This window comes from Paenibacillus ferrarius, from assembly GCF_002027705.1.
Classification (GTDB): domain Bacteria; phylum Bacillota; class Bacilli; order Paenibacillales; family NBRC-103111; genus Paenibacillus_E; species Paenibacillus_E ferrarius.
Window position 1 is genome coordinate 121,190 of sequence record NZ_MBTG01000001.1, and the last position, 20,622, is coordinate 141,811.

General features: G+C 32.2%; 33 protein-coding genes. 32 read left to right on the forward strand and 1 reads right to left on the reverse strand.

The window, feature by feature from the left end:
* Positions 1-177 precede the first annotated feature (177 nt).
* The gene (locus BC351_RS00720; protein WP_079408792.1) at positions 178-1,341 is read left to right on the forward strand and encodes a helix-turn-helix domain-containing protein; all 1,164 of its coding nucleotides are present in this window, start codon (positions 178-180) and stop codon (positions 1,339-1,341) included.
* On the forward strand, positions 1,341-1,730 hold the full coding sequence (locus tag BC351_RS00725; RefSeq protein WP_079408793.1) for a hypothetical protein: 390 nt from the start codon (positions 1,341-1,343) through the stop codon (positions 1,728-1,730). The genes BC351_RS00720 and BC351_RS00725 overlap by 1 nt, the downstream gene beginning before the upstream one ends.
* A gap of 12 nt (positions 1,731-1,742) precedes the next feature.
* Here the strand turns inward: BC351_RS00725 and BC351_RS00730 are convergent, their stop codons facing one another.
* A complete protein-coding gene (locus BC351_RS00730) occupies positions 1,743-2,021 on the reverse strand; it encodes a hypothetical protein (RefSeq protein ID WP_079408794.1) in 279 nt (92 codons plus the stop codon).
* Positions 2,022-2,175: 154 nt separating this feature from the next.
* Between BC351_RS00730 and BC351_RS00735 the strand changes: the two genes are divergently transcribed.
* The 30 genes from BC351_RS00735 to BC351_RS00920 all read left to right on the forward strand — a co-directional run bounded on the left by BC351_RS00735 (position 2,176) and on the right by BC351_RS00920 (position 20,617).
* Entirely contained in the window at positions 2,176-2,883 is a 708-nt protein-coding gene (locus BC351_RS00735) for a helix-turn-helix domain-containing protein (protein WP_144028215.1), read from the forward strand.
* 27 nt (positions 2,884-2,910) lie between these two features.
* Entirely contained in the window at positions 2,911-3,180 is a 270-nt protein-coding gene (locus BC351_RS00740) for a hypothetical protein (RefSeq protein ID WP_144028216.1), read from the forward strand.
* Positions 3,181-3,405: 225 nt separating this feature from the next.
* Positions 3,406-3,792, forward strand: a complete 387-nt coding sequence (locus BC351_RS00745; protein ID WP_144028217.1) for a hypothetical protein — start codon at positions 3,406-3,408, stop codon at positions 3,790-3,792.
* Positions 3,793-3,817: 25 nt separating this feature from the next.
* Positions 3,818-4,168: a helix-turn-helix domain-containing protein gene (locus BC351_RS00750; RefSeq protein WP_144028218.1), complete on the forward strand. Its 351-nt coding sequence runs from the start codon at positions 3,818-3,820 to the stop codon at positions 4,166-4,168.
* Positions 4,169-4,198: 30 nt separating this feature from the next.
* Entirely contained in the window at positions 4,199-4,441 is a 243-nt protein-coding gene (locus BC351_RS00755) for a hypothetical protein (protein WP_079408799.1), read from the forward strand.
* 74 nt (positions 4,442-4,515) lie between these two features.
* Positions 4,516-4,890 (forward strand): hypothetical protein, encoded by a 375-nt coding sequence (locus tag BC351_RS00760; RefSeq protein WP_079408800.1) that lies wholly within the window; start codon positions 4,516-4,518, stop codon positions 4,888-4,890.
* A 208-nt stretch (positions 4,891-5,098) separates the two neighbouring features.
* Complete coding sequence (locus tag BC351_RS00765) at positions 5,099-6,418, forward strand: DNA sulfur modification protein DndB (RefSeq protein WP_079408801.1); 1,320 nt, start codon at positions 5,099-5,101, stop codon at positions 6,416-6,418.
* 15 nt (positions 6,419-6,433) lie between these two features.
* Positions 6,434-7,438, forward strand: a complete 1,005-nt coding sequence (locus tag BC351_RS00770) for a phage lytic cycle repressor MrpR family protein (RefSeq protein WP_079408802.1) — start codon at positions 6,434-6,436, stop codon at positions 7,436-7,438.
* A 141-nt stretch (positions 7,439-7,579) separates the two neighbouring features.
* Entirely contained in the window at positions 7,580-8,131 is a 552-nt protein-coding gene (locus tag BC351_RS00775; RefSeq protein ID WP_079408803.1) for an accessory gene regulator ArgB-like protein, read from the forward strand.
* 101 nt (positions 8,132-8,232) lie between these two features.
* On the forward strand, positions 8,233-8,805 hold the full coding sequence (locus tag BC351_RS00780; protein ID WP_144028219.1) for a hypothetical protein: 573 nt from the start codon (positions 8,233-8,235) through the stop codon (positions 8,803-8,805).
* 44 nt (positions 8,806-8,849) lie between these two features.
* Entirely contained in the window at positions 8,850-8,972 is a 123-nt protein-coding gene (locus BC351_RS00785; RefSeq protein ID WP_079408805.1) for an AgrD family cyclic lactone autoinducer peptide, read from the forward strand.
* Between the two features lie 80 nt (positions 8,973-9,052).
* Positions 9,053-9,577: a LytTR family transcriptional regulator DNA-binding domain-containing protein gene (locus BC351_RS00790; RefSeq protein WP_079408806.1), complete on the forward strand. Its 525-nt coding sequence runs from the start codon at positions 9,053-9,055 to the stop codon at positions 9,575-9,577.
* Between the two features lie 978 nt (positions 9,578-10,555).
* Positions 10,556-11,008 (forward strand): macro domain-containing protein, encoded by a 453-nt coding sequence (locus BC351_RS00805; RefSeq protein ID WP_079409181.1) that lies wholly within the window; start codon positions 10,556-10,558, stop codon positions 11,006-11,008.
* 59 nt (positions 11,009-11,067) lie between these two features.
* Positions 11,068-11,430, forward strand: coding sequence for a beta barrel domain-containing protein (locus tag BC351_RS44220; RefSeq protein ID WP_079408809.1), 363 nt, complete (start codon positions 11,068-11,070; stop codon positions 11,428-11,430).
* Between the two features lie 222 nt (positions 11,431-11,652).
* Positions 11,653-11,889, forward strand: a complete 237-nt coding sequence (locus BC351_RS00820) for a hypothetical protein (protein WP_079408811.1) — start codon at positions 11,653-11,655, stop codon at positions 11,887-11,889.
* Between the two features lie 436 nt (positions 11,890-12,325).
* Complete coding sequence (locus tag BC351_RS00830) at positions 12,326-12,760, forward strand: hypothetical protein (RefSeq protein ID WP_079408813.1); 435 nt, start codon at positions 12,326-12,328, stop codon at positions 12,758-12,760.
* Between the two features lie 12 nt (positions 12,761-12,772).
* Entirely contained in the window at positions 12,773-13,036 is a 264-nt protein-coding gene (locus tag BC351_RS00835) for a hypothetical protein (protein WP_079408814.1), read from the forward strand.
* 168 nt (positions 13,037-13,204) lie between these two features.
* Positions 13,205-13,633 carry a hypothetical protein gene (locus BC351_RS00840; protein WP_144028221.1) on the forward strand — a complete coding sequence of 143 codons (429 nt, stop codon included), beginning with the start codon at positions 13,205-13,207 and terminating at the stop codon, positions 13,631-13,633.
* A gap of 53 nt (positions 13,634-13,686) precedes the next feature.
* Positions 13,687-14,022, forward strand: coding sequence for a recombinase family protein (locus BC351_RS00845; RefSeq protein WP_079408816.1), 336 nt, complete (start codon positions 13,687-13,689; stop codon positions 14,020-14,022).
* A 28-nt stretch (positions 14,023-14,050) separates the two neighbouring features.
* On the forward strand, positions 14,051-14,263 hold the full coding sequence (locus BC351_RS00850; protein ID WP_079408817.1) for a hypothetical protein: 213 nt from the start codon (positions 14,051-14,053) through the stop codon (positions 14,261-14,263).
* Between the two features lie 254 nt (positions 14,264-14,517).
* Positions 14,518-15,180, forward strand: coding sequence for a hypothetical protein (locus BC351_RS00860; RefSeq protein ID WP_079408819.1), 663 nt, complete (start codon positions 14,518-14,520; stop codon positions 15,178-15,180).
* A 38-nt stretch (positions 15,181-15,218) separates the two neighbouring features.
* Complete coding sequence (locus BC351_RS00865; RefSeq protein WP_079408820.1) at positions 15,219-15,605, forward strand: hypothetical protein; 387 nt, start codon at positions 15,219-15,221, stop codon at positions 15,603-15,605.
* 41 nt (positions 15,606-15,646) lie between these two features.
* Positions 15,647-16,081, forward strand: coding sequence for a hypothetical protein (locus tag BC351_RS00870; RefSeq protein ID WP_144028222.1), 435 nt, complete (start codon positions 15,647-15,649; stop codon positions 16,079-16,081).
* A gap of 33 nt (positions 16,082-16,114) precedes the next feature.
* Entirely contained in the window at positions 16,115-16,336 is a 222-nt protein-coding gene (locus BC351_RS00875; protein WP_079408822.1) for a hypothetical protein, read from the forward strand.
* Positions 16,337-16,854: 518 nt separating this feature from the next.
* Entirely contained in the window at positions 16,855-17,316 is a 462-nt protein-coding gene (locus tag BC351_RS00885) for a DUF6985 domain-containing protein (RefSeq protein WP_079408824.1), read from the forward strand.
* Between the two features lie 692 nt (positions 17,317-18,008).
* Entirely contained in the window at positions 18,009-18,422 is a 414-nt protein-coding gene (locus BC351_RS00895; protein WP_144028223.1) for a hypothetical protein, read from the forward strand.
* Between the two features lie 318 nt (positions 18,423-18,740).
* Positions 18,741-19,406 carry a carboxylesterase family protein gene (locus tag BC351_RS00905; RefSeq protein ID WP_079408828.1) on the forward strand — a complete coding sequence of 222 codons (666 nt, stop codon included), beginning with the start codon at positions 18,741-18,743 and terminating at the stop codon, positions 19,404-19,406.
* A 111-nt stretch (positions 19,407-19,517) separates the two neighbouring features.
* On the forward strand, positions 19,518-19,874 hold the full coding sequence (locus BC351_RS00910; RefSeq protein ID WP_079408829.1) for a hypothetical protein: 357 nt from the start codon (positions 19,518-19,520) through the stop codon (positions 19,872-19,874).
* A gap of 32 nt (positions 19,875-19,906) precedes the next feature.
* The gene (locus BC351_RS00915) at positions 19,907-20,161 is read left to right on the forward strand and encodes a hypothetical protein (RefSeq protein WP_079408830.1); all 255 of its coding nucleotides are present in this window, start codon (positions 19,907-19,909) and stop codon (positions 20,159-20,161) included.
* 54 nt (positions 20,162-20,215) lie between these two features.
* The gene (locus tag BC351_RS00920; RefSeq protein ID WP_079408831.1) at positions 20,216-20,617 is read left to right on the forward strand and encodes a hypothetical protein; all 402 of its coding nucleotides are present in this window, start codon (positions 20,216-20,218) and stop codon (positions 20,615-20,617) included.
* Positions 20,618-20,622: the final 5 nt, after the last annotated feature.

Genomic DNA, 20,622 nt, shown 5'->3' on the forward strand with positions numbered 1-20,622 from the left:
CTCCCATTCTGACTTATATGTGATCCTATGAACCTATAATACTCTCAGACATACATTGTGTCAATTGATAATAACATTTTAATTATATTCGACATAATCCGACTTGAATGCATGTTATTTTGTGTTGTGCAAGCGTTATGTTGTGTTGTATTATATGATTTATAGAGGTGAATTCTAATGGTAAAATCAGATCTGTCTGCTTCAAATAGATTCCTTTCAGATGCTACAAAGAGTTTGCAAGCTACATTTGGTGAATGTGTTAAGTTAGCAAGAAACCAAAAAGGACTCTCATTAAGAAAGTTGGGAGAGATTACAGGAATTAGTTATTCTCACTTAAGTAAGATTGAGAGAGGAGAACATTCTCCAGAAAAAGCCACTATCGATAATCTCGCAAACACTCTCGACTTAAATAAAGAAGATCTTTATATTCTGGCAGGTTATGTACCCAAGAGCTATATTATTGAATCGACAGTGGGTTCTGGTAAATCAATGTTCATAAAACAAATGTTAAAAGGTAAATATGGGGAGAATAACATTAAGTATGTTCCTATAAATGATGAATTAGATTTAAATGATTTGCATTATAATAATATTTTAAAAACTATATTTGATATGTATCAGAAATTAATTACTGATCAGGACTTTGAAAGTATCTTATCTAAACACTATCGAAGTTTCTTTGCAATTCCAGAAGACAGAAAAGAAGAATTTTATAAGATACTGTTACATGAGAAATTTGAATTACTTGATGATAAAGACAAATTTAAATTAATAGAAATAGTTGATCTTAGAAATTCTTTGGCGCGCGCTGAAGTAGCTGCAAATCTCGAAGAGAACAACATTAATAACCTCATCATTACTAAGTCTCTAACTCGTAGCTCTGATAAAATAAACGAACTGATGCAAAATTTTGGAAGTGTAAATCGAATCAATAATAGAGTGGACAATGATAGTTTTATTCAGATACCCATTTATGGTGAAATAAAAGCTGGTTATGACTTCCTAGGAGAACAAAATGTGATTGGATATGAAATAACATCAAAGAATTCTATCTCAGATGGTGAATATTTTTATCTTAAAGTTAAAGGGGACTCAATGATTGACGATGGGATAATTGATGGATGTAAAGTCCTTGTGAAAAAGCAGAGTAATGTAGAGAATGGAAAAATAGGAGTAGTTATTATTAATAATGAAGAGGCTACACTAAAAAGAGTTTTCTACGAAGGCAACAAAGTAATTTTAATGGCAGCAAATAAAAGTGAGAACATACTTCCTAGAACATATGATTTAAACGAAGTGCTTATTCAAGGCCAAGTAAAAAGCTATGTGGTAGATCTATAATGGCAAAAATCTCTGTTACTTACGATTATTTCAATGATATGCTATGTCCAATGCATATGTTGATCCATTTCGGTAAAGGTAACTTTGATTGGTCTAAAAACTATATTTATATTCCAGTAAATTCTCCATTTAAGAGAAAAAGAGCGGAAGATATCTTAGATGATACATTCAGTCTGAGCGTTGCTTCTACTGAGTTAGTGATGAATAAGGATAAAGAGGGATATTTTGGTATTCATATTCCCACAGTTAAGAGTAGAATTAATAAACTACGCGGAGAAGCATTTGTACCTCATTTTCAATTGGAGGATATAGAACAGTTTGTTATTCAAATTGGAGACATTGAAGAGATTTTAGCTATGGATAAGAACGTTCAATATACGTGGAGATAAAAAAGAACCTGACTAAGCAGGTTCAGATATTGAGTATGTATTTATAAGTTCATAACCGCAATTGAAGTCTTCTTCTCCACATGAATCTGTAAATTCATAATAATACCATTTACAGAACCCTTCTTTTACCTTTATAATCAAATCATTGAATGAAACACCTACACTAGAATAATCATTTAAATCATTTATGGATGCCAGTGTGTGATCTGGGGAGATTTCTCTGTCATCTTGATTTATTAAGATTAATTCTTCTGGGGTGTTTTTTGTTTTGTGCAAATAGGCTATTCTCATTTTCTCACCCCCCTCTAAAATACTCATGTTGTCATTAAAAAAAATATGTGGTAATATTTTAACAACAACTGTTGTACATAATATACTACGTAATTTCGTTGTAGTCAATAATCAACGTAGGATTATTTAAACAACTAAATTGATGGTGGTGTGAATGATGAAATATACCGATCTTTTAAAAGAAGCAATAGAGAAATCTTCATTCAGTTTAGGACAATTAGCAGAAATCTTGAATGAACAAGGACTATCTGTTGATAAATCATATTTAAGTAAGTTGCAAAATGGAAAAGTACCTCCAGCTAACGAAATAACTAATAAGGCTCTTGCAAAATTGTTGAATATTAACGAAGATAAGTTAATTATTTCAGCATTTTTCGAAAAAGCACCAATTGAGTTAATTCAAAGAACTAATAGAATTGGTGAGATCCACAAACTTCTTCCTTTAGTTAGAGAATCAATAGATTTACTAAAAGAAAAAAAAACGGTTAAAAATGAATCATCAATGATGATTGACGTTTTAATGTATCAGCTTGGTTTACAATCTTATATGAGTTTAAATTTGACAGATGATCTTATTCAACTAAATGAACTACAAAGAGCGCTATATAGTGAAATAAACAGTTTTGTAAAAGATATTATATTTCCCCTATTTAAATTGAACGACTACGATCCTTTGCTTGAAAATAGTCGTTTCATTCGTACAGCAACTAAAGAAATGCAAATGCTTTTGATTAGTGCTACTGGAAATACAGGGGGAAATAAAACAACTACTTTCTCAGATTTAAGTAAAGATGAAAAGGAATTTCTTGAAAAACAATTAACACTATACAGAGAACTAAAACTCAAGCCAATGAAAGAATAATTTCATCGTATGAAAGTTGGTCTGATCATGAGATTTCTGGACTTATCAGAGCTAAGTATTAAAAGATTGAGTAATGCATTTGTTAATTATCTTGAGGGAAATGGTGTTGGACATCATAAAGTAGCACTGACATTGGACAATTCTGAGCAAATAGTCTTAATGATCGAAGATAAGTACGATAGGATGCACATGTTTAGCTGGGAAGCAGCGGGAGCAATTGGCCAAGAAATGAACGATATTGTTAAAAGTACAATTGATCCCATGCTTGAGAAAATGAAGTCTAGAGAAGAAAGATAATTTCTTCTTTGTTTATATAATAAAAATAAAATATATATTGAATAAATAGCGACTGAGTGGTACAATATATTTCGAGAGGAAATGATCTCCAATCGTGTTATAATATTGGGTAAAATGGATTTGTTTTCGCGGCTATTAACGAGCATTAGATTTAATATGGAAATTTGATGATAACTTAAAACCAGAAACTAAATAAAATTCAGATTTTATAAGGAGAGATATATAATGTATTTAACTTTAGTTAGAGGAAAGTCAAGGAAGTCGCAGTACATGGAGTTGTTTCATAAAGGTGCTAACAATAGTCTTTTCATACAATACGGTCAAGATGTTCCCATGTTGTTGCCAGATCGAAAAGAGAGCTGGACAATTGAGCGAAGCAAAAAGACCGTTAATGACTCATTTGAGTTGGAAATGGAACTTAACGAAGTTATGTCTCAAGTATTGAGTCAAACGGAATACAGATATATCTTTCTTTATGGCAACTTTGAATTAGGCGAAGTGGATGTTATTAAAAAAGTTGCGCTTAAGGTTGATGGGAAATTGACAATTATTGCTTCAATTCAAGATAATACAGTTCTTGATGGTCAAATTATTATTGAAGAAATCCGTTAAAAGTCTGATTTTATGGGAGCAAAAAGTGGATATTGGTGAACTACTCAAAAGTATTCGTGGCAGCGACTCTTTAAGAGCTGCAAGCAGCAAAACTGGCCTAAGTCATAATTATATAATGCTTGTGGAACGGGGAATTGACAGTAGAGGAATGCCATTAAAACCCTCACCAGAAACTTTAAAAGCATATTCAAATGGCTATGGATACCCATATAATGAATTGATGAATGTAATTGGATATACTTCGACAGATGATACTGATGTAGTTTATGATATTGATCCATCATTGTATAGACTTATTAAAAATCTAGAAAAACTACCCCAAGAAAAAAGAGAACTCATTGAATTATTAGTTAATGCTTTATTACAAAGTGGTTAAAACACGGATTTCAATGGGAGTGTCGGATGAATGAATAAACAAGAACTTCACAAATTTGTTTATGGTGAGCTAACTAAAGAAGAAGCTAAACTTCTTTATCAAGGTAAGGGTAACTACAAAGGATGGAGATGCCCTGAAATCGGTGATGGATTAGTTATTATGAGGAAGAATGGAAATGAATTCAAAGCCTTTAGTGGTGCTTCTCCCGAAGAATGGGTAAAAGAATGTTGGATTGAGCTGAAACAAAAAATTGATGAAGCAGAGAGTAAATAAATAACTGTTTTATCGAGAACTAATGGATGAAAAGTTAGAAGTTTACTTCATCAGAATACGTTGGGGGGATAAATATGGACACTGACGAATTAGAATTTGAAAAAGAACGTAAATTTGAAATTGAAATACTTACTAAGCATGGTATTCCTGTACTTACTAAAAATCTAGTTGGAAAAACTGTTTCTTACACATTCAGTGGATTTATTGTCTTTACTGATAATACATGTTTTTTTGCAGATAACTCTCTTGGAACTATTTATGATCAAGATGATATTAGCTTATCTTCTTATTTAAACTTATGGCAGAAAAAGTTCTCCAATGAAGTAATACAAATTAAATCTGAATTAAATTGGTTTGAGAAAAGTGAGATCATTGAATCAATAAACAACCTCCCTAATTCTACAGATTTTAATGAGCTATACAAGAAAATTAAAAAATTAATAGAATAAAATTTATATTCATTGTTCTACACAGTATACACACATAGATTTTTTAAATAAACTCTTCATAATACATACATAATATTTAGCATGTTACTTTGCTATTTATTTAATGTGTTTGTGAAGTTTTTTGCATTTGTTTATAGGCTGTAGTTTATTTTTATTATAAATGTGATATATTGTTAATATGGAAATAATATTGAAAGAAGTGTGATATATGTTTAGAGATCGCATTGAATTAGAAAATGAGTTAATAGAAGTACTGAATAAAATAAAACATAACCGAAAAGACATTTCGAAAATTGATGAAAAACTTTTTGTTAATAACAGGGTTGCCTTAGGGACAATTTCAGACTTAACCAAAGGAGGGCTACAAGAATTAAATAAAATTGATGAGACATTACTGTGTATTGTTGCTAATGCTGTCTGTGATGTTTCTGGTGAAATAAGAATAAGCCCTATCAATTATTACACTCCAGAAGAAATTGATTATGCTTTAAACAATGAGTACTTTAATGGTGAAACTTCAGAAATATTGCCTATTACGCTTGAAAATGTACTTATGGCAAAAACTGATGAATACATTACTGTAATTAAAATAACCGATTTAGTTCACTGGAAGAATGAAGGACTCATCATTTATGATTATGAGTCTCAGCGGAGTGCTAAATACGTTAGAAAACAAAACGGAGTTATTCCAACACCAGACTTAAACAAGCAGCACGTAAAAGAAATATCTGAGCATCAACTGAATGGAACCTACATTGTTGATACTATTACTTTAAATATCTACTCTGATGAGATTACAGCATTGAACTATAATAACAAAACGAAAACCCTTAAGATAAATAAAGGTGCACGAATTTCTATTACTGATGGCTTTCATCGACTAGAAGCTTCCGTTCTAACAGTTAAGAATGACCCAGAGACAGAGGAAGTGTTTCAAGTTGCCATCAAGTCATTCGATACTGACAAGGCACAAAAAACATTTGGACAATACAACACATATCATCCAGTAAGCAAGGAAAGAGTTCAAAGTTTGAAAAAAGAGAAGTTTGGCGACTATGTAGTTGAAAAACTTAAATATAAATCTGATTTAAAAGGAAAAGTTTCTACAGAGAAAAGGTTGAGTACTTTAGCAAATCATTTAACCACAACTAGTATTTTATCAGAAGCGATAGATCATCAATTTAAAATGGAAAGTCAAAAAGATGTGATAGAAGTATCAGAATATCTTGAAAAATTCTTTAATTATTTAATAGGGTCTTTCAAAGATGAGTTTGTATTAAATCAAAATAAATATCGTGAGACTAGTTTTATTAATAATCAGTATGTCTTTGCGGGCTATGTGGTATTAGCAAGAAGATTTAGGGATGAGAATATTCCAATCATTAAATTAGAAGAAGTAATTAAAAACATAAACTTTTCAAAAGAAGTATCAGATTTCTCTGGATTGTTTTCTAAGGGTAAGAAATCTATACCTTTCATAATTAGTTACTTTGAATCATTGAATCTAAAAGAATATGCTCATAATTGATGGAGGAAAATAAGAATGACTAAAAATAAGATATATGATTTAAGGTATTATAATGAGTATCAAAAAATGAGATTTCTCAAAACAGTTTCAGAAAATACAACATACCATCAGTTGTGTTCAAGACTCTTAGGGAGAGTTAGCAGACTAGAGGAGATGTACGATAAAGATCTTTATGATTTTAGTTTACCAGAGTTAGAGAGATTTTTTAGATATTTAAATGCTTCAAAAATTAGTACTTCTAGAATGAATATTCAAGCAATAAATACTTATATAGAGTGGGCTAATGTACAAAATCTTAGAAAAACAAATATAAATCCCTTAACAATTATTATGGATGACGATTATTTTAGAAGCTTTATTGATGAGTCTAAACAAACCATTTTTAGTGAAGAAGAAATTGACGACATTGTTAGAGAATGCAAAAATGCACAGGATGCTGTTATTATCCAACTAATGTTTGAGGGTGCATCTGGCACAGGTCTTGATGAGTTGCTTAACCTGCAGAGAAAGAATATTGACTTTAACCATAATCGATTACTCTTGACAGACTCAGATGAATCAACAAGAATTTTAGAGGTTAGTGAAAAATGCATGAAGTTGATTCAAGAGGCTCTTGATCAAACTGTATACCAAAAGAATAATGGAGTTTTTGAAAGTGACAGAGGATCTGCGGAGATTTCATTAGTAGAAAATGATTATGTGGTCAAAAGCACAAAACTTGGTAAATTAAAGTCTTTTGAGAAAGCAGATAAGTTTTTAGTCCATAGAAGATTGGCAGTATTAGGCGATCCAGACATGTTAGACAAACCATATCTTTCACCTAAGAATATAAAATATTCTGGTATGCTCAAAATTGCCAAAGACTATTATCTTAGAGATGGCAGTATTGAGAAACAGTGCGGAGACGAAATAGGAAGTAAATTTAATATCAGGAAATTAAATGGCGAGTATGTGATTATGCCTTATAAAAGAGACTTTATAAATATAGATACAATTAGAAAAGTATATAATATTGAATGAGGGCTCCATTAGGAGTTCTCTTCATTATAAAATAAAAATAACGAAAATAATTATTGACGTATTTTGGGATATCATGGTATATTAGTAATGGGACGGGAGATATGAGAAATTAGTCCTAGAGGGTGAGATGAAGCCAAGATAATGGTTCTAAGATTATCAAACTACATAGCAGATTATTTAGTGAATAATTCCATAGGTCAAGAACATAAACATAACACTTTAGTTTATGGTTTACAGATAATTATTAATCTAATATTGGTTTTTACATTAATATTAGTTTCCTCCATTTTTTTAGACTTATTCAAAGAACTTATGATTTTGTTTATTTTTACTGCATTACTTAGGCAAATGTCTGGAGGGTTACATTTAAAGTCTTCAGGTTGGTGTGTCATCCTATCTACAAGTCTTATCTTAGTGGTTCCTTATTTACCAAATTATATTCCTGATAATTACTTGCGCGCGGCTGACATAGTTAGTTTTATTACGATTTTAGTATATGCACCAGCAACATTTAAAGTAAATACATATAAAAATAGAAAAGCATACTTCAGAATGAAGATGATTTCATTACTAATGGTCGTGATAAACATTGTACTTTTAAAAATGGAACACTTATCAATAGCAATGTTTATTCAATCGGTATCTGTCGTGATGGAATATTATAGATTAAAGAAAGTTGGTAGACCGATATGAATTATTTATTCTCATTCATTTTTTCATCTATTGAATTTTCCTCATTAATAATATTAACTATGGCTACATTTCGATTCAATATTCTCAACTATAAGAGGGAAGTGATTATTTTATCTCTTATATTATCGTTTTGTTCAAGCGTATTAGATTCACTACCTTTACAGACCATTGCACCAATAATTCAACTCTTTATATTAATTGTCTTATTTAAAGTTCTAATAAAAGAAAGCATTATATTTTCTATTCTTGTTAATGCTCTTGGATTTATTTTCTTCAATGTAATCGAAGCTCTTTACTTTGCGATTCTTCAGTACTATGCCATTGCTGATATTTCTGATCTAGGAGGCACACACAATACTACAACGTTTACTCTTCAGTTAACGGCTTCATTAATTGTGTTCATTGTCTCAGCAATAATAAGAAATTTAAATTCTGGTTTCGGTTTTATGGATAAGTTCAGATCAACAAAAAGTAAAATTAAAACAACTAACAAAATTTTAGCAATTATTTCTTTTATCTCGATTCTGTTATTAAGTGTAAGCCTATATATGTTACTCTCAAACAAAAATTTATACTCTTTTATGGCATTTTTGATATTCGTATTAATTTTTAACATTATATTATTCTACTTTTATAATAAAAGAGACAAAGAGCAATTTGGCAATGCTAATTAGATTGTACATCGCTCTTTGAAAAACAATAAGGAGGTGTGTTACAAATGAAAAAATATCTATCCCTACTAGGAGTAATTAGTTTTGTTGTCATGGTTGCAGATTATTATACAACTGCTTGTGTGTCTATATTTCATGAGCCCGAAATGCCACTAGAACTTCAAAAGTAATTACATAGGATACTGGGACTCATTATCGTTTAAATGCGATGTGAGTCCGAATTATAAGTTTGAGATTGGAGGATGATTATATGAAATTTGAAGATTGGATAAGCAATATTATAGAACAGAAGTTAAAAATGAAATGTACCAAGATTGAGATAGACAATATAACTAAGGAAATAATTGATGAGTATAGTCAAATGAAAAACATATCTTTTGTGAATAAAGAAAATGAGATAGTGTTGGTTGATTTGAATGAAGTGCTATATATAAATGAATATAAAAAGAATATGTTTATGTTCTATACTCATGAAGGTGCATATGAGCTATTTAACAAGAATATAGACATTTCTTCTCTGATAAATGAAAATTTTATACAAATGGATAAGTCCATATTGGTTAATATGACAAAAGTAAAAAAATACAACAGTTTCTACGGGGACGTCTATTTTGATGATGTAATTGATGAAAGCTCCATTCGTGTTAGAGTTTTGTTTAAAAGTATAGAAGTAGTTAAAAGAAAGCTCGGCAAAGATAAGAACATTTATAATGAGGATGATACTCTGTATTCTCCACTAAGCAACAATAAGAAAAAATATACATTGTTTCATTAAGAAACACTTTATAATATAAAGACAAACTTTATAACTTTCGACATTATACTACAGACATACACAAATGGAAAATGAAGTAAATAACTTGTTTTACAATAAATCATGAAATAGATCTTATAGATGGCGCGCAACTCAATGTGATAACATATATAATATAAAAGATAACTCACCGATGTTTTTGCACTTTAGTATGGGTGATGATTACGATTTAATTTATTGACACAGGGGGTCTGTTATTAACTATTTTACTAAGGATTCATTAATTGTGATGAATCTGTATTATTTTTTTTAACTCTTTTATGGTTGCAAATTTCGCAATTATAAGTAAACATTAAAGCTTGGAGGCTACAACATGACAACATATAGTGTAGATGGCACACTTATTATCCCTTTTAACATATTGCAAAAAGCGCCGAATTTGCAAGATCTAATGAGCAATCTTTTACATGAATGCGACATTGAAACAGTCTCTATTAAAACGAAAAACGGAGACTCGTACATACTAAATCATTATGACTACATAGATATTGAATATAAAGAAAAGAATATTCATGAGATTTAAACCATGTGAGCTGCTTGTTAGATAGGCAGCTTTTTTAATATATAAAGTAAAAATAAAATTAATAGTTGATAATGAGATGCTGCTGTGTTATATTTACATTACAGAGAAGGAAAATATCGGAAGACAATAAAAGCATTCATTTATTGGAAGAGGAGACGTATGGAAAAGAAGATTACATATAAAAAATACTCAAGTGATGGGTCATTAGTTGAGTGCTATTATGGAGATATGCTTTTTGCCTTAGTGAGTAAGGTGTCTCAGAGCAACTGGAGAGGCAATTTAACAACAGATCCCAATTATGTGCTCACCAGAAGTACCAGATCTGAATTAATACATGAGCTGCTAAAAGAGTGCCTAAGCAAATGAAATCGTTGTTTCATGGGAATATGGAAGACAAGAGAAAGGGTGTAAGATTTATGACTATTAAGGTAATTGAGGGAGACCTATTGAGTGCTGAAGAAGACATTATTGCACATCAAGTAAATTGTATGGGCGTAATGGGTTCAGGCATTGCTAAAGTAATCCGCAATAAGTATCCAGAAGTATATGACCAATATTTAAATGAGTTTAAAGGGAAATCAAAAATTGAATTGTTGGGTGAATGTCAGGTTATCAAAACTAGTGTTGGAAAATATGTAGCTAATTTGTTTGGGCAGTTCAATTTTGGTGGAGATGGTAAGAAATATACTGATGAGGAAGCATTGAAAGGCGCGCTAATAAGTCTGAAAGAGTTTGCTGTAGAAAATGGTCTTAGTGTGGCGCTGCCCTTTAAAATAGGCAGTGACCGCGGTGGAGCAGACTGGAATGTGGTTTATGGAATTATCGGTGAGGTTTTTGCTGAATATAGTGTTACATTGTATCGATTATAATTGAATAACAATACAGCAATTATTATATTTAATTTTAAAAGAGAGAGGAACTGATTCCAATGTCGAAACTAAAAATTGGCACTAAAGTCTTTTTAAAGCCTATCAACAACAAAGCTAGGTCTGGAAATATACCAGTTCAGGAGTATGAAGTGAAAAGTGTTGCTAGAAAATATTTTGAGGTATGGCAAGACGAGAGAGAAACTAGCGCATTAAAATTCTATATTGAAAACAATAGCCATGTTACAAAGTATTCTCCTGATTGGAAGCTGTACTTCACTATGCAAGAGATTGTGTATCTAAAGAAGAATTTGAGAGCCTATTTAAACACTGGGTTGATTCGAATGGATGGGAATATGAGGGATCATTTATTAACGTGGATAAACAGAATTCTACGAGTGCATGGACTGAGATGGATGATTTAAATTTAGCCGAAATGGTTCTTCGTAGCATAAGAGAGAATAGAAAACTTAAAGAGGGGTTCGAAGAAGTATCTGAAAAGATCGGACGAACAACAAGTGCTTGCGCGAACAGGTGGAATTCTTTTTTGAAGTATCAGTATCAAGCAGCTATTCAAATAGCAAAAGCTCAAGCAGACAGAAAGAGGCAAATGAAATAGATAGTTTATAAACAAAGGAGAAAAGATAATGACTAATATTCCTAATGAAATACAGGAAGCTATAAAGAATTCCGCAAAGTATCATGAAAAAGCCAAAGAGCAACATGCAGTACTTAAAACTTGGATTCAGAATAATTTCGGAGAATCCGCGATTGATGATGATATTATTAGAGATACCATTGTAAACCTAATTGAGCAAGCGAATGATCCTTTAGGGGCTATTAGGATTCTGGAGAGTGCACTTGATAATTATAAATACAGATAAAAGGATAGTTTCATTCTAATAAAACAAGGAGTGTGCATATAATGGGTTGGTTTTTTAATGAAACAAAAGACAATTCTTACGTAGTAATTCCGTCAGAAAATGTAACTAAGATAAAATTTGGAGATACGTGTTATATTGGTTATCAAATATATGGGCAAGAATTCTGGGAAATAACGAGTGTCTCTTTTACGACTGAAGTATCTTCGTTAGAAGTTCGTAAATACAAATACCATATGGCAGGATATCTGCATCATGCCTTATTGCCGCTTAGCAGGCTGCTATAAGTTAATTTTCTATTTTGAAGAAGAAAATGGATGAACTTGCAGGAGTACATGACATCTAAATATAGGGCTAGTAGCGATCTGTTGGGTTGTAGAGCAGATTGATTAGAATAGGATATGAAGAGATAGTTTTATTGCAAAGAGAGGTGTGAAGATTGAGAAATTATACAATTCGAGTCCCAGACAGTAATAAGCCAGCTTTAAGAATAAGTGGGATCAAGTTTGAAAGAAATCCCTTTGAAGTATTGGGCTCCATCACACTGGAAAAGACTAAGTCATTGGGTGGATTACCCAACTATACAGTAGTTGATTCTGATCTTTATGACTGCTTTCCAATTGGAGAGCGATTTTGGAATATTGGCGATATGTTCTGTAATTCTTGTAACGATAACATACATTCTTACAACTGGAATAATTACACACAAGCATATGAAAAGCTCTGGCATAAGTCTAACATGCCAATATATAGTAAGCACAAGATTGATGATAAACATTGGAAAATTTTGATATACAAGCCCTCTGCAATTTTTGATGAGCCCGTTTTTGAGATGATTGAAAAAAGGCTACATAAGGTGGAATTTACAATTTAGGGGGTGGTTACATTGAGTAAGCTGCCAAGTCACACTAAAGTGAAAATAGAACAATACATGAAACATTCTCATAAGGCGAACAAACTTAGAAATGAGATTGATGAATGGTTCGTTTCGAAAGGGATCGATACTATTGGTACAGATGAGAATGACAGTAATGGGGGAAGTGCAATTCAAGATGTTATTGTAGATGCTGCTCAAGGGACAGAGACAACCGAAGAACAAATTGAAAACACAATTAAATTGATTGAAATTAACTATTTTCCAATAAAATAGTAACTAATATTACCAAAAGAAAGGGAGCAACAAGACATAGCTATACCAAAACCCCCATTTAACGACTATCAAACATTTGATGACACAACAATCATCTATCATAAGAATAGAAAAGGTCATGAATTTGAAATACTTATCGACACAGAAGATTTGCCGAGATTATTGGATTTGAATTATCATTGGATTGTGGGATATTACCCGAAAATTAATGGCTATTATGCTCAAGCTTCCATCTATTTAGGAAAGAATAGTAAGCCGCGATATAAAACTTTATATTTGCATCGATATATATTAAATGCTGTTGAAAATGACAATATTTATGTTCATCATAAAGACCACAAGCAGACTCTAGATAATAGAAAATCAAATTTGATTGGAACTTCTAACGAAAATAACTCAAAAGATAGAAAAGGTAAAAACAAGAATAACAAGACAGGTTATAGAAATGTCACTTTCACTGAAGGAAGATATGTTGTTCAACTTCAAGTCGAAGGAAGAAATAAACGGATAGCTACGTTTGAAGATCCTCATGAAGCAGGAGCATTTGCAAAAGAAATGAGACTGAAATATTATGGTGATTTTTCTGGACTTGATTGAGCAACCAATGAAACCTGAATTTTAATACACAATTTGTTAATGGAGGAAATGACATGAAAGAAAAAGTTGTGATATATGCACGAGTTGGAAGCCAAGAACAGGCAAATGTCTCACTAGATAGACAAATTGATTCATGCAAAAGCTTTGCTGTAAAGAATGATTTGATGATTAAAGGAATTTACAAGCAAGTTGGTGCTTCCGCACATGGAACACAAGAGAAATTCGAGTCTATTCTGAGCAATATGTATCAATCGAATGTCGAGACACTATTAATCGAGGACTGGAGCAGAATTTCTAGGAATGCAATTGAGGCTATGGAAATTGAGAATCGTTTCAAAAAGAACAATAAGAGTATCGTTACTGTAAATGGCGATAAACTTTTACTTTAAAAAGATAATTTTATGAGGTGAATCCAGAATGAAGAACAGATCTGAAATGACTTTACTTGAGCTGTTAGAACTATATCAGAATGAAAAGAAAGCATTCGAGAAGTACAGGGAAGACACCTTTATGAAAGACGTTGACGAGAAAGACGAGGTTACCAGAAAACGTCACTTCAAAGAATATGAGGAACTTCAATTAGAAGTTATGAACATAGCCTGCTTTATTGCAGAGAAATTATTAAAATAAGATAAAACAACAATTTAAATGAGAGTTAGGTGTCGTGATGTTGAAGGTTATGTTTATGGCTACTGATGGAGACCTATTGTATAGCCGCGACATGTCACTAGAACAACTCTATGCACTCAAATTCGTTGATTCAATTGATATAAAGACCGAAGCATATACATTTAGCGACATTGGTTATAACGTGAATTTAGAAGAGTATTATGTTTGGTTGAAGTAACATTTTTAGCACGAAATCTGGAGTAGGGGTAAGTCAAGTGATCCAATTTATTTCAGGCATAACAATTTACATTTTTCTGAATGCTCTTTATATGAGGGGATTCTATAAATTTGGGAAATCAAAGTCTGCATTTGAAGTGGGGATAATCGAATTGATTTTTCCTATTACTTTGGGGCTGCTCACTCAATTTGGAATTTTGGAAAATGTCATTGCATTGACTGCTGTAATATTTACATTTACTGCTTTGAGACATCCTCATTTCTGGCAGATACATCTGATATTTTCCTTTAGTGTCACATTAAGTTATATCATCATAAACAATAGTATTTCATATTGGGTATCTCAGGATTATCATCACGAAATTACTATCGCGATTTTGCTATTTGCAAGTTTAATCTTATTAATTACAAAAAAAGGAATTCGTATAAGCTACTCAACTAATTTTTTAACGCATTCTTCGTGGATTTATCGTACTATTGTGCTATCAGTGTTATTGAATGTGGGACTGCAATTCTTAAAGTTAAACCAAATTGTACTTATTGTAGAGAATATCTTGCTTTTCGTATTTTTGTTCATCTTAGTCAAGCTAAATATTAAATTTAGAAGACTTTTGAAAAGTCTAATTCGTCCAATGACTCCAGAATTAGAAACACAAATTAAGAGTTTCGTATCTGAATATGAAAATAGAGATAAGAAATAAAACAAAAATTTATTATGAATCGCGGAGGTTAGTTGAAAATGAGATTAGTTGAAAAATGGGATGATATTAGAGAAAATATTGAAACTCTAGAAAGTTACAGATGGTCTGAAAAGTTGAATACACAGTATAGAGAATTGATTCAAAAAGGTATTTGTTTTGTTGTTACGCTTGATGACAATGGAAATCATCTATTCTCTCCAAGTCGATTTATTGGCTATATCGACAATTTGTATGAAAATCACATCCTGAATTTTGATAAGTATGGTGGAGACACAAACACAGAAATATCAAAAATTCTTGGAAAAGAGCCTTATGAAAACGAGCAAATTGAGAAATATTACAAGGAATTTTGTGTAAAAAATGATATTGAATATAAATTAACTGGTGCATTTGGTAAAGCTCGAAAGTATTGGGTGTTTAACTAGGTCATATAATAATACTTTCAATGAGATAGGCAGGTGTTCTGGTGTACAGTGGTAATCATAAACAAATCACAGGAGATTTTGCAGAACATTTAACTATGTACTGGCTTTCTAAAGAAGGGTATGAGTGCATACATGCAAGGCATATCGGGATAGATATAATTGCAAGTAAAGAAGGAAAAAGAATGGGGATCTCGGTTAAAGCTAGAAGTAGAAAACCAAATGAAACTAATTTTGGATATACGGTTCTTAAACCGTATAATCATTTGCAGAATATTAATAAAGCCTGCGAAGACTTTAATTGCAGCGGATACTTCTCTTTTGTTCTTGATCAACAAGGACTAATTAGAGTGTATTTGGTTTCTGTAGCTTCTGTTTTAAAGTATTATAATCCTAGCTCAGACACGAAAAATCAGGAATGGAAAATAAACAAATTCATTAATGATTCTGAGTTGAATACGAATTTAAACTGGAGATAAAACAATTCTTTTGTAGGAGAGGTGTTGTTTAAAATGAGAGAGCCAATTAAGGATGGGGAAGTAAGGGAATCAAAGAATGGCCTTGCGCTTGTTGTTGGAATTTGGCAGGATGACGACGGACATACGATCCATATTGTTTCGGAGGGAAATTTTATTTCAACAATTAATGATAAAGAGGGAAGTGCGCGGCAGCATAGAAACCTACATAAACATCTGAAAGAGACGTTACAGGAACATGGTAAATGGAGAGACTAATCTATTATCCAATTTAATATTCTTTACATCGGTGGGTGAGAAATAGTGATTAAACCAGTCGAGGAGGCTAAGACCTGCTCGGAATGCGAGCAATTACAAAACGACAAGGGTGTGAAGAGATGTGCCATGTATGATGGCGCTATACTAGACAACATTACTGAGAAACATTGTGAAGATAGTGTCCATTAAAACGAGTCTTTCAACTGGTTTTTAAGTGCTTTATTGGTTGGGATGGTGAATAGAATTGTCGTATTCATATGAAGACCTTGAAAGAGACTTGGCGATAGGTCACGAACTCCATTTCAATTTTAAAGGTAGGGAATATTCAATAAGTAATAACAAGGATGGTTGGTATCTGTCAGAGTCTTATTCTGATTATCAGTCGTTTGTTGACACAAATGAATTGCTCGCAAAAGGAAAAATTGATGGTAAGCTCTTAAAAGAAATATGGGACGAAGTGGACGTTTCAGTTATATTTTAATGAAATGAATCATTCAAAGGAACTGGAGATTGAAAAAATGATTAAAAATATACGTAATACAGAATATGGATTAGTGGGCGAAATGTATTTTTCATTATTTGATCGTAATATTGAAGTCTCAATAGATGATGAATTAATGATAGAGTATGCAAATATATGTGCCGAGTATCTAAACTCATTAAATGATGAAGTAATCAATCAATTCTGTCTAGCTGCAATAAGATACTGTAATGAATTCTTGTCCGATATTGGAGAAGATGAAATAGGCTTTAATAAGCCATCTGATGTTCTGACTCTCATTAAACCGAAATCTTTAACAGTGCCAGATCCTCAAAATGGCCTTGAACCTGTAATTGATATGGAGTTAGACTGTGAATGGGAAGAAGAGCATGGCATGGAACTAATAATAAGGAACGACACGGTTTTATATGTCGGTGCTTATTATGGAGAAAATCCATGGGGTGACTATACGAATAAAAAAAGTTGGAATTACGCATAAAAGTTGAGATGTTAAATGAGAATATCGAATGGTTAGTGTTACGATAAAATCGAAGTTTCAATGGTAATTGTAATATATAATCTACGTTGAAAGAATGATTTTATCGAAGGGTGAAGGAATGAAAAAGAGGATTAGGAAGAAATTTCACAAGATTTATCTGGGGGATATTGTTTACGAAATTAGTGTTTCATCATTGTGTCGAAAGGAACTTTTTGAAGGTAATAAATTGACTGTTAGCCCAAACAACCTATATGACCTTTCTAATTATATAAAACTGCGGACTAAACGCTATGGTTTAAGGTACCATGTTTCGATTGTTCGACACTCTGAAACAGTTGGTTGGGAAGATTGGGGAGACGACCAAGTTTACTTCAAGTTTGAATCTGCGGAGTTTCCATACATCAAATCTTTTTCGGCTAACAACCCAAAAGTAATTTAAGAGTTATTGCAATGAAAGCACGATTTTATTTGAATGAGGGTCAACAACTGAGTAATTAGGACTTTTCTAGGAGACGGGGGATATATGAAAAAAATTGCAAAAGGTTATAAAGGTGTAATCATCGGCATAACAGTCATAGCACTGATTATTGTTGTAATAGTTCTTGTGATAGTACCAAAGATTACTTTTTGATATTCAACCCATTGCCGCCAGCCATAAAACACGGTGAATTTCAGTTTCAATTAAGTATGAATTGAACGGAGAAACATTTGAGCTGAATGATACCGTTGTTTGTGATTTTGATAAAATTGCTGTAGACAGTGAAATGTTCTATAAGGAGAGAATGTGGAAGGAACATTTAGAAAACGGAACAAAAAGGATTACTATATTGAGTGAAAATAATGTTCGTTCAATAATCAAACCCAATAGAATCGATTCAAAGATCGAAATATACTACAACTACGGCTCTGCAACATTTTTTATGGGTGATCCTACAGGATCGACTTCTGAAAAGCCACAAATAAAATATATTGAAACTTATAGTGAACGTCCAAATGTAACTGTTATTGATGCTACTCCACTCACTGCCGAGCAATTACAAGAACACTTTGGCATAAAAATAATAAGCTACAGTTTTAGTCCTCCGATCAAAAATACATTTAAATAATTCAAGAGACATTTTTTAACACCAAGAACCTCATTAATGGAAAACGCTAATTTATGAAAGAGCAATTTTATATATGAAAGGGGGCAGATACAATTGAATAGGTTCGTAGTACATATGTGTATGTTCCTTCTTTATTTATGTGTATCTTCACTTATTAAATATTTGGGATGGTTTCCAAAGCCTGTTGGAGATAGAGATTGGGTAATGTTTATCTTAATTGGAGTTGTTATGGTTGCTCTTTACCTGCCTTGGATTATACGCAAGAAGAAATAAAACATGGATTTTATTAAGAATTGGTTAAGGGGTAGATAAGTTGAAATGACAGTTAAGAATTATACGTTATACAAAGAAACACCTCAAAATATTCGTGTCAATTACCAATTGTTTTTACCACACGATTATGAATCAGAAAAAGATAACAAATATCCATTAATATTGTTTCTCCACGGCGTAAAAAAACGCGGAGAGGATATTAACATGCTCGATGGCTACGGACTTACTTGGATGGCGGAGAGCAAACAAGACTTCCCGTTTATTGTAGTTACTCCGCAATGTCCATCCAACTCTAATTGGATATTAGAGAGTCAATCCGTCTTAGCTTTGGTTGATGAAATAATTACGAATTATCGGGTTGATTCAAACAGAATATATGTAACTGGATTTAGCATGGGTGGAAATGGTGCTTGGAATTTTGCCTTAAAATCACCAGAACTTTTTTCAGCTGTAGTTCCGATTTCAGGATGGTTTGATCCAGATAAGGCTATGCGACTAAAAAATGTACCTATATGGGCTTTTCATTGTATAGACGATGATACTGTCCCTGTTTCAGGAACAGAGGATATGGTTAAGGCTTTAACAAGTATTGGTGGGAATATAAAGTTTACTTATTACACTGGACTTAAGCACGATCACCGAGTCATGTACGAAACCTTCAATCATGCAGAATTGTATACTTGGCTATTGAATCATAGAAGGGAAATGTAAATGATTTTTTCAATAAAAGAGAAGTTTTATTAAAGTGGTAGAGCTTTTGTAGAAAATTTAACGGAGTACAAAGCGAATAAAATTGAGGTTTTAAGGAGGGATTGAAAAACCATGAGCAGACCATTAACGGCAGATGAAAAGAAAAGTATGGCTATCTTGTTTCCCATAATCGCAGTTGCGATTATTTTAATCTTCATCTTTTCGTCAATAAAAGACAAGAAAGAGAGCGAAGAATTAAAAAAAATAGCAAAGACTCAAATTGAAGTGATGTTTCCTAAAGCCGCAGTCAGTTCAGTAGGGGAACCAGACATTAGAGAGGGACATGAAACTGCAAGCACTTTGAAAAAAGATACTGCTACTGTTGCTGTTAGCTTTAAAGTAGATGGCAATAATCAGCTTGCATATGTATGGTTTCAAAGAATAGACAACAAAGAATGGCACGAAACAGATGTAAGGGGATTGAAATAAAACTGAGATTTCATCGGGAAAGGAGACTAAAAATGGAGATTAGATTACACTCCAGTTCTGGAGATTTAAAAAGGTACGGGCGGATTCTCGAATGTTTTGGAAAGGGTGCGCAGGACATCTTGAGTATTAGTGGAAAGGAGTCTGTGATAATTGAACTCGAAACACTCTCTCAACTTTTTAATGCGCTCAATGCTTATAAATGTGACATAGTAGCTGATTTTGAGTTTATTATCGGCGTAACCGATGAAAATAAATACTACATTGAAATTTATGATGACTATAGGTAGAAATAAAACGGATATTTTATTTGATTTTTTGCATTGTTAGAGTGGAGGATTGTTATGGAGGATATGAGTCCTTTATATATCACGGGAGCAACTATTAAAAATCTTGTCAAGAAGTTAAATTTACCTGCCCTTCACCCATATTCACAAGATTGGGAACTTGAATCAGCTGATTCGTCGAGAGTGTTGGAATTTATAAATTTTTACGAAAATCAAGCCCTTAATGAAAATGAACAGTTTGGACTTATGGCTTTGATTATATCATCGTATGATGACTACTTAGCAATAGGCAATGAGCCTGATCTTGTATGGACAAAAATTAGATATAATCTGTTAAAAGAGTTTCTTATACATAAGAACACAATCTTATATTGGGCAGTACTAGATGAAACTGAAATTGATAATTGTTTTGCAGTTACTCCATTAATTAGGGAAGTTCTAGCATATAAGTACAAATAAGTATG